Source organism: Bacillus sp. RC251 (genome assembly GCF_044908765.1).
Taxonomy (GTDB): Bacteria; Bacillota; Bacilli; order Bacillales; family Bacillaceae_G; genus Bacillus_A; species Bacillus_A wiedmannii.
Window position 1 is genome coordinate 1314617 of record NZ_JBIYDP010000001.1, and the last position, 15693, is coordinate 1330309.

Consider the following 15693-nt stretch of genomic DNA (forward strand, 5'->3'; position numbering starts at 1 on the left):
TGTTTATCAATAAAATATTTTTTATTTTATAAAAAATAAAGTGCATCGTAGCATAAAAATAGTTTTTTTGGTTGTATAGGAAAATCAAAATTTTGTAATCTAGCTATGATAAAACTTGAGACATAATTTTTATAAAAAAAGATGATAAAACAGCTGTAAGTCGTATGAATGCAAAACATAATAATAGCTATTTACGTATTTAATAATTCGTTTTTTGTATTTCGTCCTTCGTTTTCTGTAACTGATTCCATATTTTTGACGCTCTATCTTGTAAGTGCTTACATAAGCGGTAACATCTTATACAATGAAGGTGTTAAATCAAAAGAGGTGGTCAATATGAACATAAAAAAAGAAAATTTAGCGAATAGCATTGAAATAGAAAGAGGAGGCGGAAAAGTATGAAAAAATCAAATGTTAATCCATGGCTTGTTGTCCTTGGTACAGTCATCGTACAAATGGGACTTGGAACGATATATACATGGAGTTTATTTAATCAGCCTTTAGTTAGTAAATACGGTTGGAGTCTTAACGCAGTTGCTATAACTTTCTCAATTACTAGTCTTTCCTTAGCGTTTTCGACTTTATTTGCGAGTAAATTGCAAGAAAAATGGGGACTTCGTAAACTTATTATGATAGCTGGACTAGCATTAGGACTAGGATTAATACTTAGTTCACAAGCTTCCTCATTAATATTGCTTTATGTACTAGCAGGGGTTGTTGTAGGTTATGCAGATGGTACAGCATATATCACTTCACTATCCAATTTAATAAAGTGGTTTCCAAAGCGTAAAGGTTTAATTGCCGGTATTTCTGTCTCTGCATATGGTTCGGGTAGCTTAATCTTTAAATATGTTAACGCACAGTTAATTGAATCAGTTGGTGTATCACAAGCGTTTATATACTGGGGTTTAATTGTTACAGCTATGATTGTAATTGGCGCTTGTTTAATCCATCAAGCTGCAGATCAAGGAGCAGTTCATGAAACAAAAACTCAGGAATATACAACGAAAGAAATGTTAGGCACAAAACAAGTATACTTATTATTTATTATGTTATTTACATCATGTATGAGTGGCTTATACTTAATTGGTATGGTAAAAGACATTGGTGTTCAACTTGTAGGGCTTAGCGCAGCGACAGCAGCTAATGCGGTGGCTATGGTTGCAATCTTCAATACATTAGGTCGTATTATTTTAGGACCGTTATCAGATAAAATCGGCCGTTTAAAAATCGTTACTGGTACATTTGTTGTTATGGCAGCTTCAGTCTTGGTTTTAAGTTTCGTAGATTTAAATTATGGTATCTACTTCGTATGTGTAGCAAGCGTAGCGTTTTGCTTTGGTGGAAATATCACTATTTTCCCAGCTATCGTTGGTGATTTCTACGGTATGAAAAACCATAGTAAGAACTACGGGATTGTGTATCAAGGATTTGGATTTGGAGCACTTGCAGGTTCCTTTATCGGTGCACTTCTAGGTGGATTCAAACCAACCTTCATGGTGATCGGTGTATTATGTGTCGTATCATTTGTTATCGCAATTTTAATTCAAGCACCTAAGCAGAAAAAAGAACAAAAAGAAGAGTATAGCAGCGTAGCATAAGTATATAAATCTTCTATCACACTATAAATACGAAAAAGCATCCTATTAAATAGGGTGCTTTTTTTTATGAATGATTACAAGGAGGTTATATAATCTTTGGGATTTTCGAGACAAAAAAGCGAGTGAAATACCAAATTGGATTATATTGGAATATTAAAAAATGATACATTATATCCGAAATACGTATTAAATCTTAAAATATAAACAAGACATACATCAATAATTGCAAGATATATTTTCTCGGTATTTTCAGAAAAATGTTGAGAAAATATATACTTGAGTTTTTGATAAGGCTTTGTAAATGAAGGTATCTACAGTTAGTCTTCTACAAGTTTAAAAAGAGGAGTATGAATTAAATGTGTAATGTAAGTACTTATTAATGCTTTTAGATGTAATTGTATTGAGAATCAATAAAATATTTTATCTGAAAAATAAAAATAGGTTGACAAGTTTATTGAGAAAGATTATCATTTCGGTGTAAGAATGTTAAATGAAAAACATTATCAATGAATAATATTTTGATGAAAAGTACACTTGACCAATTAGTTTAGTAAGTGTATTATTTTTAACATCATCATTGATAATGAAAATCGTTATCATTAATGATGTTAAACTGGATTAATTTTTATATGAAAGGATAGAGGAAATGAACATAGGGGAATTTGATGGGAAAACGGTTTTAGTAACTGGTGCAGCGCAAGGTATAGGTAGTGTTGTAGCAAACATGTTTTTAGAAAGAGGAGCTACAGTTATTGGGGCTGATCAAACTGAAGAGGGGTTAAACGTACTCTTAAATCAAAATGAATTAAATGAAACACGTGTGAAAACGTTTCGTTTAGATGTGAGTGATAGTGCCGCTGTTGAAGAAGTAGTAGAACGGATTGAAAATGATATAGCACCGATAGATATATTAGTAAATGTTGCAGGGGTTTTACGTATGGGAGCGATTCACTCTTTAAGTGATGAAGATTGGAATAAAACATTCTCTGTAAATTCTACAGGAGTTTTCTATATGTGCCGAGCAGTAAGTAAATATATGATGCAAAGAAAGTCAGGGGCAATTGTTACAGTTGGCTCAAATGCGGCAAATACTCCGAGAATGGAGATGGCTGCGTATGTTGCATCAAAAGCTGCAACGACGATGTTTATGAAATGTTTAGGGTTAGAACTTGCAGCATACAATATTCGCTGTAACTTAGTTTCTCCAGGTTCTACTGAAACTGAAATGCAAAGATTATTATGGGCTGATGAGAATGGAGCTGAAAATATAATTGTTGGTTCTCAAAATACATATAGACTCGGTATTCCGTTACAAAAAATTGCACAACCTTCAGAAATTGCTGAAGCAGTATTGTTTTTAGCCTCTGATAAAGCGAGTCATATTACAATGCACAATTTATGTGTCGATGGCGGAGCTACATTAGGAGTTTAATAAAAAATTCAGGAGGTTTTAATACTATGAATGAACTTATAGCCGTAAAGGAACTGTCGGAAAAATTATTAGAAGATTATAAAACTGAATCTTCGTTCTTTTTTGCTTCACCAACTCGAACGATATTGGCTGAAGGAGAGTTTACTACAGTAAAACATCATGAAATTGAAAGTTTTACAGAACTTGTACAAGCGGTATTACGTAATGCAAAACAAGCTGGAAATCCGAACCCTATCGTTGTTGGTGCTTTGCCTTTTGATCGTAGAAAAGAAGTTCAACTTATCGTACCAGAACATAGTAGAATTACTGAGCGTTTACAGTTAGAGACAACAAATGAGATAAAACGAAATGAGAAACTGGCATTTGAAATGACGCCTGTACCAGATCCTGAAGTTTATATGAATGGTGTAAAGCAAGGGATTAAAAAAATACAGGACGGCGATTTAAAGAAAATCGTTCTATCCAGATCATTAGATGTTGAATCTTCCGAAAAGATTGATAAGCAAAAACTTCTTCGAGAATTAGCAGAGCATAATAAGCGTGGTTATACATTTGCTGTGAATTTACCGGAAGATGAAAACGAGTGTAATAAAACATTAATTGGAGCAAGTCCTGAATTACTCGTTTCACGTAATGGTATGCAAGTTATTTCTAATCCGTTAGCTGGTTCAAGACCACGTAGTGATGATCCAGTAGAAGATAAGAGAAGAGCAGAGGAATTACTTTCTTCTCCGAAAGATTTACATGAACATGCGGTAGTAGTGGAAGCGGTTGCCGCTGCACTTCGTCCGTATTGTCATACATTACACGTTCCAGAAAAACCATCCGTTATTCATAGTGAAGCGATGTGGCATTTGTCTACTGAAGTGAAAGGTGAACTAAAGGATCCGAATACTACTTCTTTGGAATTAGCAATTGCTCTTCATCCTACGCCAGCAGTTTGCGGAACGCCGATGGAAGAAGCGAGAGAGGCGATTCAAAAAATTGAGCCATTTGATCGTGAATTCTTTACAGGAATGCTAGGATGGAGCGATTTAAATGGAGATGGTGAATGGATTGTTACAATTCGCTGTGCTGAAGTGCAAGAAAATACACTTCGATTATATGCAGGAGCAGGAGTTGTTGCTGAGTCAAAACCAGAAGATGAGTTAGCAGAAACATCAGCTAAGTTCCAAACAATGCTGAAGGCTTTAGGATTAAGAGATAATTCGCTGAATGAAAAATAGGGGGAAGAAATAATGTTATCAGGTTTCACGGAATGGCCAGAAGAATTTGCAAATCGTTATCGAGAAGAAGGATGTTGGCTTGGAGAAACATTTGGTTCGTTGTTAAGAGAACGTGCGGAAAAGTATGGAGATGAAATTGCAGTTGTAAGTGGTAATATGCATATGACGTATAGTGAGCTTGATAAAAAAGTAGATCGCTTAGCTTCAGGTTTACTGAATTTAGGAATAAAGAAAGAGGACCGGGTTGTAATCCAGTTACCCAACATTATCGAGTTTTTCGAAATATGCTTTGCGCTATTTCGAATTGGAGCACTTCCTGTTTTTGCACTACCTTCACATCGAAGCAGTGAAATTAGTTATTTTTGTGAGTTTGGTGAGGCGAGTACTTACGTTATTTCAGATAAGGCTCTCGGCTTTGATTATCGAAAACTAGCAAGAGAAGTGAAAGAGAAAGTACCAACTTTACAACATGTAATTGTAGTGGGAGAAGAAGAAGAGTTTGTGAACATAAGTGATCTGTATATAGATCCCGTTCCATTACCAGCAGTTCAGCCAAGTGATGTTGCGTTTCTTCAATTATCAGGAGGGACAACAGGACTTTCTAAATTAATTCCTAGAACACACGATGACTATATTTATAGTTTACGTGTTAGCGCTGAAATTTGTAATTTGAATACGGATAGCGTCTATATGGCAGTTCTTCCAGTAGCGCACAATTACCCGATGAGTTCTCCAGGGACATTTGGAACTTTCTATTCGGGCGGAAAAGTAGTGTTAGCAACTGGAGGGAGCCCAGATGAGGCATTTGCTCTTATAGAAAAAGAAAAAGTTACGATTACTGCTCTAGTTCCACCATTAGCAATGATTTGGCTTGATGCAGCTTCTTCTCGTAATAACGATTTATCGAGCTTAGAAGTGATTCAAGTAGGTGGTGCTAAGTTTAGCGCTGAGGTTGCAAAGCGTATACACCCTACATTTGGATGTACGTTACAGCAAGTGTTCGGTATGGCAGAAGGGTTAGTAAATTACACGAGATTAAATGATCCGGAAGAAATCATCATTCATACACAAGGGAGACCGATGTCTACATTCGATGAAGTAAGGGTCGTTGATGAAAATGATAACGATGTGAAACCTGGTGAAGTAGGTAGTTTGTTAACAAGAGGGCCATATACAATTCGTGGCTATTATAAAGCAGAAGAGCATAATGCACGATCATTTACAAAGGATGGATTTTATCGCACAGGTGATCTTGTAAAAGTAAATGAACAAGGTTACATCATTGTAGAAGGTAGGGATAAAGATCAAATTAACCGTGGTGGTGAGAAAGTTGCTGCGGAAGAAGTTGAAAATCATCTATTAGCACACGATGCAGTACATGATGTAGCCATTGTATCAATGCCTGATGATTATTTAGGAGAACGTACTTGTGCCTTTGTTATAGCTCGAGGACAAGCTCCAACAGTAAGCGAATTAAAAATGTTTTTAAGAGAACGCGGTATCGCAGCTTATAAGATTCCAGATCGAATTGAATTTATTGAAGCATTCCCGCAAACAGGTGTTGGAAAGGTGAGCAAAAAAGAGTTACGTAAAGTCATTACGGAAAAACTTATTACGGTAAAACAATATAAAATATAAAAATTGGAAGGAAGTGATTAGATGGCTATCCCATCTATTTCAGTATACAAAATGCCAGTTGAATCAGAACTACCAAAAAATAAAGTGAACTGGACACCAGATCCGAAACGTGCGGTTCTTCTAATCCATGACATGCAAGAATATTTTCTTGATGCATATAGCGATAAAGAATCACCAAAAGTAGAACTTATTTCAAATATTAAGGTGATAAGAGAAAAATGTAAGGAACTTGGTATACCAGTTGTTTATACAGCACAACCAGGTGGACAAACGTTAGAACAACGAGGGTTATTACAAGATTTCTGGGGGGACGGTATTCCTGCTGGACCAGATAAAAAGAAAATTGTCGGTGAACTTACTCCTGATGAGGATGATATATTCTTAACAAAATGGAGATATAGTGCATTTAAAAAGACAAATCTATTAGGAATTTTAAATGAACAGGGAAGAGATCAACTTATTATTTGCGGTATTTATGCGCATATTGGCTGCCTTTTAACAGCTTGCGAAGCATTTATGGATGGTATAGAGCCATTTTTTGTAGCAGATGCAGTTGCTGATTTTTCAATAGACCATCATAAACAAGCATTGGAGTATGCATCTAATAGATGTGCAGTAACGACATCAACAAACTTACTGTTAAAAGATTTACAAAGTGTAAAAAGTGATGAGAGTGAAGGAATCACTTTACAGGAAGTGCATGAACTAGTTGCACAACTACTTCGTGAGCCAGTAGAGAGTATTGATATTGATGAGGACTTACTAAATAGAGGACTTGATTCGGTCAGAATTATGAGTTTAGTAGAGAAGTGGCGTCGCGAAGGGAAAGAAATAACTTTTGCAGATTTAGCAGAACGTCCAACTGTTTCCGATTGGTACAGTTTACTATCTTCACAGACAGCACAGGTGCTGTAACAAATAGACTACATAATAAAGGGGTAGTAAAGAATGCCTAATAGTCAAAAGGTTCGTCATTCGTTATCATCTGCGCAGACTGGTATGTGGTTTGCACAGCAATTAGATCCGCTTAATCCGATTTATAATACTGGGGAATATGTTGAAATAAACGGAAATATTAATCAAGAAATTTTCGAATTAGCAGTACGTAAAGTTGTAACAGAAGCAGAAGCACTACATGTTCGCTTCGAAGAGGATGAAATTGGTCCATGGCAAGTTATTGAAGAATTACAGTTTCATATGCATTTTATTGACGTTCGTAAAGAAGAAAATCCTGAAGAAGCTGCTAAAGTATGGATGAAAAATGATTTATCTATGCCAGTCGATTTGAAAAGAGATATTTTATTTACTGAAGCACTTATTCAAGTTGAAAATAATCGTTTCTTTTGGTATCAGCGCATCCATCACATTGTGATGGATGGCTATGGATTTTCACTTCTAAGCCAAAAGGTAGCGAAAGAGTATACATTACTTATAGAAGAAACAAGAAAGAATGAAAAGCCATTTGGTTCTCTTGCAAAAATTGTACAAGAAGATATGGAGTATCGTGAGTCTAAACAATTTCAGAAAGATCGTACTTTTTGGTTAGAAAAGTTTGCTGATGAACCGGATGTCATAAGTTTAGCAGAACGAGCGCCGAGAACATCAAATGGATTTTTACGAGAAACAGCTTATTTATCCAGTTCTAGCACGAAAACTTTACTAGAAAATATCAATGTTTCGTTAACAAATTGGCCGGAATTTATTGTCGCTGTAACAAGTATTTATATGCATAAATTAACAGGTGCAAATGATATTATTTTAGGTTTACCAATGATGGGGCGTCTCGGTTCTGCATCTATTTATACACCGAGCATGGTAATGAATTTAGTACCACTTCGTATTACAGTAACTCCAAATATAACTCTTGCGGAATTATTACAGCAAGTTTCTAAAGAGATTCGAGAAGTACGTCTTCATCATAAATACCGTCATGAGGAATTAAGAAGAGACTTAAAGTTACTAGGTGAAAATCAAAGGTTATTCGGGCCGTTAGTGAATGTGATGCCTTTTGATTATGGGCTTAATTTTGCTGGGAATCGTGGTATTACACATAATTTATCAGCAGGACCTGTCGATGATTTATCGATAAATGTTTATAAACGTTTCGATGAAAATGAGTTAATGATTCATTTTGATGGGAATCCGTTAGTATATAGTGATTCGGAACTAGCATTGCATAAAGAGAGATTTATGAATGTATTAGAATTAGTGATAAATGACTATGAAAAAGAAGTGTCGATTGGAAATATAAACATTACTCTTCCAGAAGAAAATCATAAAGTTTTATTCGAATGGAATGAAACTAAGGAAGCTGAGGATCTAATCACTCTACCTTTATTATTTGAAAAACAAGTACAAAAAAATCCAAATAAAATAGCGGTTACGTGTAACGGAGTAGACCTTACGTATAAAGAGCTAAATGAACGGGCGAATGAACTAGCGCACTATTTAGTAGAAGAAGGAATAGGGCCAAATCAGTTTGTAGCTTTAGTATTTCCAAGGTCAATAGAGATGGTAGTTAGTATGCTAGCAGTTTTAAAGGCTGGTGCAGCGTATTTACCGATAGATCCAGAATATCCAGCCGAGCGAATACATTATATAGTAAATGATGCAAAACCAGCTTGTATTATAACGCATTCATCGGTCGCATCAACTTTAGTTATAGAAAATGATATAAAAAAAATCGAATTAAATAGTGAAAAAATGAAACTAGCGTTAAACACATATTCTTATATGAATATACCATTAAGAAATGATGATTCACTTTTAAACCCAGCTTATACAATTTACACTTCAGGCTCAACCGGCAATCCAAAAGGTGTAATTGTTCCTATGAAAGCTTTAAGTAACTTTTTATTGGCCATGGATGATATGTTTTCGTTACATGAAAACGATCATTTATTAGCAGTTACAACATTTGCGTTTGATATTTCAGCTCTAGAAATTTATTTACCTCTTATTAGTGGTGCAAGTATAACAATCGCACAAAAAGAGGTAATCCAAGAACCTTCTGTGTTAACGGCATTGTTACAAGAGGAAAGAGTCACAATTATGCAAGCCACACCGACACTCTGGCAGGCGTTAGTAACTGAATATCCAGAAAGGCTACAAGGGCTAAATGTGCTCGTTGGTGGTGAAGCGCTTCCGGCCCATTTAGCAAATATATTAAAAGAATTAGGTTGCTCTATTACAAACTTATATGGACCTACTGAAACGACTATTTGGTCTACTTTCAAGAACATCGACGAAAATGAAATTGGTATACCCCCTATTGGAAAACCGATTTGGAGTACAGATGTGTATGTATTAGATGCAGGATTACAAACAGTACCACCTGGAGTAATTGGCGAACTATATATTGCAGGAGAAGGACTTGCGAACGGCTATTTAGGAAAACCAGAGTTAACGGCTGAACGGTTTGTTGCAGATCCTTATGGAAAACCAGGGAAGCGCATGTACCGCACAGGTGATCTTGTGAAATGGCGTAACGATGGTGTGTTAGAGTACATGAGCCGCGCAGATCATCAAATTAAAATTCGTGGTTTCCGAATTGAATTAGCTGAAATTGAAATGGTATTACAACGACATGAATATATTCAACAAGCGGTAGTAATGGTACGAGAAGATCGCCCAAATGATAAACGAATCATTGCGTATATCGTTGTCGAAGGGAGTGAAGGGATTAACCTTTCAGAAATTCGTTCTTATGTTTCAGAAAGTTTAGCGAATTATATGGTGCCATCGGCATTTGTTGTGCTAGAAGAATTACCATTAACGCCAAATGGTAAGGTTAATAGAAAGAAATTACCTGCTCCTGATTTTAATGAAATGAACAAGGAGAGAGTTGCTAGAAATCCGAAAGAAGAAATATTATGTGATTTATTTGCAGAAGTACTTGGTGTTTCTCGCATTAGCATTGATGATAATTTCTTTGAAATGGGTGGCCATTCGCTTCTTGCATCTCGTCTAATGGCAAGAATTCGTGAAACGTTAAGTGTTGAATTAGGAATAGGAAAACTATTTGAATCGCCAACTGTTGCTGAACTTGCGAAACAATTGGATCAAGCAAAAACTGCAAGACCAGCTATTAAGAAAGTAAGTAGACCAAATGAAGTTCCACTTTCATTTGCACAGCGCAGGTTATGGTTCTTAAATTGTTTAGAAGGTCCAAGTCCTACTTATAATATTCCATTAGTCGTTCGTATTTCTGGAAAGTTGAACGAGGAAGCATTGCAAGGTGCCTTTTATGATGTAGTTGAGAAACATGAAACGCTTAGAACGATTTTCCCTAACGTATTAGGTAGTTCCTATCAGAAAATTTTAGATATGGAAAATTTAAATCTAGAAATGATAATAACAAAAACATGTAAAGATGAATTAGAAAGTGTGCTTGTAGAGGCGGTAAGATATAGTTTTAACCTTGATGTTGAACCAGCAGTTCGTCTGCAACTATTTACAGTGAATGAAAACGAACATGTATTACTAATTCTATTGCACCATATTGTAGGGGATGGCTGGTCATTACAACCGTTAACGAGAGATTTTACAGCGGCATATAAAGCACGATGTCAAGGTAACAGAGTTCAGCTAGAGACACTTCCAGTTCAATATGCAGATTATGCACTTTGGCAACAACAGTTGCTTGGTGATGAAACTACAGAAGAGAGTCTTATTTCAACACAATTAGAGTTTTGGAAGAAAGAGCTAGAAGGTTTACCAGATCAGCTGGAGTTACCTACAGATTACCAGCGTCCAATTGAAACGAGTTATCGCGGAGAAACAATTCATTTTCAAATAGATGCGGGTATGCATAGTAGGTTAGTAGAGCTTGCACGGAAAAACGGAGTTAGTTTGTTTATGGTGTTGCAAGCAGGACTTAGTGCGCTATTTACAAGATTAGGTGCAGGTACTGATATACCCATCGGTAGTCCGATTGCTGGAAGAAACGATGATGCACTCTCTGACATAGTTGGTTTATTTGTAAATACATTAGTGTTACGCACAAATACATCAGGAGATCCAAGTTTTAAAGAATTATTGAATAGAGTGAAGCAGTCAAATCTTGCAGCTTATGAAAATCAAGATGTTCCATTTGAACGACTCGTTGAAGTGTTAAACCCAGTACGTACTCGAAATAGTCATCCGCTGTTTCAAGTTATGTTAGCATTCCAAAATACGCCAGAAGCAAACTTTGATGCTCCAGATATTAAAGCAGACCTTGAAATCCAAAGTGTGGGCTCTGCGAAGTTTGATCTAACATTTGAAATTAGCGAGAGTAACGGAGTTCATGGTACGCCAGATGGCTTACACGGGTTACTAGAGTTTAGTACCGATTTGTATAAACGTGAAACGGTTCAACAATTAGTAGAACGATTTATTCTGTTATTGGATGATGCAGCGAAACATCCGGATCAATCAATTGGCACATTAGAAATTTTAACAGTAGCAGAGAGAAATACAGTGCTAGAAAAGTGGAATGGTGGTTTTCAAATTGTACCAGAAATGACATTATCACAATTATTTGAAAAGCAGGTTTATATAAATCCGAATTCTATTGCTGTCGTCTTTGAAGATGAAAAGTTAACTTATGAAGAGTTGAATAAAAAAGCGAATAAAATAGCTCGATTGCTAATTGCAAAAGGAGTTGGTCCTGATCAACTCGTTGCTTTAGCAATGCCGAGATCTTTAAATATGGTTGTAAGCTTACTAGCTGTTCTGAAAGCGGGAGCAGGTTATCTTCCATTAGATCCGGATTATCCGTCAGATCGTATTTCATTTATGCTCCACGATGCGAAACCATCATGTGTGTTAACAAATTCAGATGTGGAAATTGAATGTGATGAGGAACTGAAAATTTTAGTTGATGATGTGAAGACAATAAAAGAAATTGAGAAGTATAGTGAAGATAATATTGATGAAATGGAGCGCATGAAGCCATTATCTCCTTCACATATTGCTTACGTTATTTATACGTCAGGCTCAACAGGTAGACCGAAAGGCGTTATGATACCTCATCAAAACGTAGTAAGACTTTTAGGAGCAACTGATCATTGGTTCCAATTTGACGCAGAAGATGTTTGGACGATGTTCCATTCATATGCTTTTGATTTCTCGGTTTGGGAAATTTGGGGCCCTTTATTATATGGAGGGCGTTTAGTTGTAGTGCCACATACTGTAAGTCGCTCACCGAAAGAATTTTTACAGCTTCTTGTTAAAGAAAAGGTTACGGTTTTAAACCAAACTCCATCAGCGTTCTATCAATTGATGCAAGCAGATCGTGAAAATGAAGAGATTGGCCAAAAATTATCTTTACGATATGTTGTTTTTGGAGGAGAAGCACTTGAGCTAAGTCGCTTAGAAGATTGGTATAGTCGACATCCTCATAACGCACCAAAGCTTATTAATATGTACGGTATTACAGAGACGACAGTACATGTTAGTTATATTGAATTAGATGAAACTATCGTCTCTTTACGAGCAAATAGTTTAATTGGGTGCAGTATACCTGACCTTAAAGTGTATGTGTTAGACAACTATTTACAACCAGTGCCACCTGGAGTAGTTGGAGAAATGTATGTTGCAGGTGCAGGGCTTGCGCGTGGATATTTAGGAAGAGCAGGATTAACGGCTGAACGCTTTATCGCAGATCCATTTGGAAAGCCAGGTACAAGAATGTATCGTACAGGAGACTTAGCTCGCTGGCGTAAAGATGGGACGCTAGATTATATAGGACGTGCAGATCATCAAATAAAAATTCGTGGATTCCGAATTGAATTAGGAGAAATAGAAGCGGTCATAATGAAGCACCCTAAAGTTGAGCAAGTAGCCGTTATTGTAAGGGAAGATCAACCAGGGGATAAACGGTTAGTTTCTTATATCGTTTCATCAAATAATGAAGCGATTGATACGAATGAAATACGTCAGTTTGCTAGTGATAGTTTACCAGATTATATGGTTCCATACGCTTTTGTAGTAGTAAATGAGTTACCTTTAACTCCAAACGGTAAATTAGATAGAAAGGCATTGCCAGCTCCAGAATTTATCGCATCATCTTCTAGTCGTGGTCCAAGAACACCGCAAGAAGAAATGTTATGTGACTTGTTTACAGAAGTGCTAAGTGTACCTCAAATTGGAATTGATGACGGATTCTTTGATCTTGGTGGCCATTCACTCCTTGCAGTGCAGCTTATGAGCCGCATGAAAGAGGCGCTTGGAGTGGAACTAAACATTGGTACTTTATTTGCAGCACCGACTGTTGCAGGGTTAGCTGAAAGACTTGAGATGGGGAATGGTCAAAGTGCACTTGATGTGTTGCTTCCATTACGAGCAAGCGGGGATCAATTACCACTATTTTGTGTACATCCAGCAGGTGGGTTAAGTTGGTGCTATGCAGGACTTATGAAATCTTTAGGAACAGATTATCCAATCTACGGTGTCCAAGCACGTGGTATTGCTAAAAATGAAGAACTTCCAAAAAGTTTAGAGGAGATGGCGGCGGATTACTTGAAACACGTTCGTGAAGTACAGCCTCATGGACCATATCGTTTATTAGGTTGGTCGCTTGGAGGAAATGTTGTGCATGCAATGGCGGCGCAACTACAAAATGAAGGGGAAGAAGTAGAGTTACTCGTTATGCTTGATTCTTATCCTGGACACTTCTTACCGAATACGGAAGCGCCTACTGAAGAGGAAGCGTTAATCGCATTACTTGCTTTAGGCGGATATGACCCAGATAACATGGATGGTAAACCACTTACAATGGAAAGTGCAGTTGAAATCCTTCGTAAAGATGGAAGTGCATTAGCAAGTCTTGAAGAAGAGACTATATTGAACTTGAAAGAAACATATGTAAATTCAGTAGGGTTGTTAGGGAAATATGTACCGAAAGTTTATAACGGAGATATCTTATTCTTTAGATCTACTGTTATACCAGACTGGTTTGATCCTATTTCTCCAAATACGTGGCTAAATTATTTAGATGGGCAAATTGTGCAGCATGATATTGACTGTAGACATAAAGATTTATGTCAGCCAGGTCCACTTACGGAAATTGGACAAGTATTAGCAAAATATTTGCAGAATAAGAAAGGGGTAAGTAGAGTATGACGAATCCATTTGAAAACGATAATTACACATATAAAGTATTAATAAATGAGGAGGGCCAGTATTCTCTCTGGCCTGTCTTTCTTGATGTACCTATTGGGTGGAATGTCGTACATGAAGAAGCTAGCAGGCACGATTGCTTACAATATGTTGAAAATAACTGGACAGATTTGAATCCAAAAAGTAATCAAGCTGGTGAAAAAATATTAGTAGGAAAACGATAATGAAAGCAAAAATAAATCCAAAAGTAGTTGTAAGCATCGTATATATAACAGCGATGTTTATGGCTGCGATGGACGCAACGATTGTAAATGTAGCACTGCAAACGATAAGTAGAGAACTACAAGTACCTCCATCTGCAATGGGGACGGTTAATGTTGGGTATTTAGTTAGTTTAGCTGTTTTCCTTCCGATTTCTGGTTGGTTAGGAGATCGATTTGGTACGAAAAGAGTATTTTTAATTGCTCTTTTCGTATTTACAATTGCCTCTGCTTTATGCGGAATGGCTAACGATATTACTTTATTGAATATTTTCCGTATCATTCAAGGTGCTGGTGGAGGGCTTTTAACACCGGTCGGAATGGCGATGTTATTTCGAACATTTTCACCAGAGGAAAGACCGAAGATTTCCCGGTTCATTGTACTTCCAATTGCTGTAGCACCAGCAATTGGTCCTATCATCGGTGGTTTCTTTGTAGATCAAATGTCTTGGCGTTGGGCATTTTATATTAATCTACCGTTTGGAATCGTTGCATTGCTATTTGGACTTCTATTTTTAGCAGAGCATGTTGAAAAATCAGCTGGTCGCTTTGATTCTCTCGGCTTTATTTTATCAGCACCAGGATTTGCGATGCTCATATATGCACTCAGCCAGGGACCATCAAAAGGGTGGATTTCTCCAGAAATTATGAGTACTGGGATAGCTGGGGTTGTATTCATTACATTGTTTATAATCGTAGAACTTAAAGTAAAGCAACCAATGTTAGATTTACGCTTATTAAAAGAACCAGTCTTTAGAAAAATGAGTCTTATTTCATTGTTTTCTTCAGCTGGTTTAATAGGAATGTTATTTGTTTTTCCGCTTATGTATCAAAATGTAATAGGAGCATCCGCACTGGAATCAGGTCTTACTACATTCCCAGAGGCAATTGGATTAATGATATCGTCACAGATTGTGCCATGGTCATATAAGAAATTAGGTGCTCGTAAGGTAATTTCTATCGGGTTAATTTGTACGGCGATTATCTTTGTTTTATTAAGTTTTGTAAATCACGATACGAACCCTTGGCAAATACGGGCATTATTGTTTGGTATAGGTATTTTCTTAGGCCAGTCAGTTGGAGCAGTTCAATTTTCTGCATTTAATAATATCACGCCACCTTCTATGGGGAGAGCAACTACTATATTTAATGTGCAAAATCGATTAGGTTCAGCGATAGGAGTTGCTGTTTTAGCTAGTATACTAGCTGGTTTTGGAAATTACGGTGCACAACATAATGCTCATTCAGATTTCTTGCCATATCAAGCGGCATTAATTGGATCAGCAATATTTTTACTCGTAGCATTACTATTTTCTTTACGTATTTCTGATAAAGAGGTAATGTCAAAAAAGAAGAAAAAACCGTTACCTGTATTACAAAAAGAGAAAGAAATTGTAAATGAATAAGTTTGATAATGGTCTTTTGAAATAAAT

8 protein-coding genes are annotated in these 15693 nt (G+C 36.5%); all 8 read left to right on the plus strand.

Features of this window, described 5'->3' with window-relative positions:
* Positions 1-398 precede the first annotated feature (398 nt).
* The 8 genes from ABH961_RS06700 to ABH961_RS06735 all read left to right on the plus strand — a co-directional run bounded on the left by ABH961_RS06700 (position 399) and on the right by ABH961_RS06735 (position 15666).
* Entirely contained in the window at positions 399-1601 is a 1203-nt protein-coding gene (locus ABH961_RS06700) for an L-lactate MFS transporter (protein WP_098076283.1), read from the plus strand.
* Between the two features lie 646 nt (positions 1602-2247).
* Positions 2248-3033: a 2,3-dihydro-2,3-dihydroxybenzoate dehydrogenase gene (gene dhbA, locus ABH961_RS06705; protein ID WP_048546674.1), complete on the plus strand. Its 786-nt coding sequence runs from the start codon at positions 2248-2250 to the stop codon at positions 3031-3033.
* Positions 3034-3059: 26 nt separating this feature from the next.
* Positions 3060-4259: an isochorismate synthase DhbC gene (gene dhbC, locus ABH961_RS06710; protein WP_098076282.1), complete on the plus strand. Its 1200-nt coding sequence runs from the start codon at positions 3060-3062 to the stop codon at positions 4257-4259.
* A gap of 12 nt (positions 4260-4271) precedes the next feature.
* Positions 4272-5897: a (2,3-dihydroxybenzoyl)adenylate synthase gene (locus tag ABH961_RS06715; RefSeq protein ID WP_098076280.1), complete on the plus strand. Its 1626-nt coding sequence runs from the start codon at positions 4272-4274 to the stop codon at positions 5895-5897.
* Between the two features lie 21 nt (positions 5898-5918).
* The gene (locus tag ABH961_RS06720; protein WP_048546679.1) at positions 5919-6812 is read left to right on the plus strand and encodes an isochorismatase family protein; all 894 of its coding nucleotides are present in this window, start codon (positions 5919-5921) and stop codon (positions 6810-6812) included.
* A gap of 33 nt (positions 6813-6845) precedes the next feature.
* Positions 6846-14003 carry an amino acid adenylation domain-containing protein gene (locus ABH961_RS06725; RefSeq protein WP_404519076.1) on the plus strand — a complete coding sequence of 2386 codons (7158 nt, stop codon included), beginning with the start codon at positions 6846-6848 and terminating at the stop codon, positions 14001-14003.
* On the plus strand, positions 14000-14224 hold the full coding sequence (locus ABH961_RS06730; protein ID WP_048546681.1) for an MbtH family protein: 225 nt from the start codon (positions 14000-14002) through the stop codon (positions 14222-14224). Before ABH961_RS06725 ends, ABH961_RS06730 begins: the two co-directional genes overlap by 4 nt.
* Positions 14224-15666, plus strand: coding sequence for an MDR family MFS transporter (locus tag ABH961_RS06735; protein ID WP_098076276.1), 1443 nt, complete (start codon positions 14224-14226; stop codon positions 15664-15666). Before ABH961_RS06730 ends, ABH961_RS06735 begins: the two co-directional genes overlap by 1 nt.
* Positions 15667-15693 lie beyond the last annotated feature (27 nt).

What these genes read in the sequence shown, in the direction of transcription:
- ABH961_RS06700 (WP_098076283.1), top strand. Translation starts at nt 399, where the DNA reads ATGAAAAAATCAAATGTTAATCCATGGCTTGTTGTCCTTGGTACAGTC.
- dhbA (WP_048546674.1), top strand. Translation starts at nt 2,248, where the DNA reads ATGAACATAGGGGAATTTGATGGGAAAACGGTTTTAGTAACTGGTGCA.
- dhbC (WP_098076282.1), top strand. Translation starts at nt 3,060, where the DNA reads ATGAATGAACTTATAGCCGTAAAGGAACTGTCGGAAAAATTATTAGAA.
- ABH961_RS06715 (WP_098076280.1), top strand. Translation starts at nt 4,272, where the DNA reads ATGTTATCAGGTTTCACGGAATGGCCAGAAGAATTTGCAAATCGTTAT.
- ABH961_RS06720 (WP_048546679.1), top strand. Translation starts at nt 5,919, where the DNA reads ATGGCTATCCCATCTATTTCAGTATACAAAATGCCAGTTGAATCAGAA.
- ABH961_RS06725 (WP_404519076.1), top strand. Translation starts at nt 6,846, where the DNA reads ATGCCTAATAGTCAAAAGGTTCGTCATTCGTTATCATCTGCGCAGACT.
- ABH961_RS06730 (WP_048546681.1), top strand. Translation starts at nt 14,000, where the DNA reads ATGACGAATCCATTTGAAAACGATAATTACACATATAAAGTATTAATA.
- ABH961_RS06735 (WP_098076276.1), top strand. Translation starts at nt 14,224, where the DNA reads ATGAAAGCAAAAATAAATCCAAAAGTAGTTGTAAGCATCGTATATATA.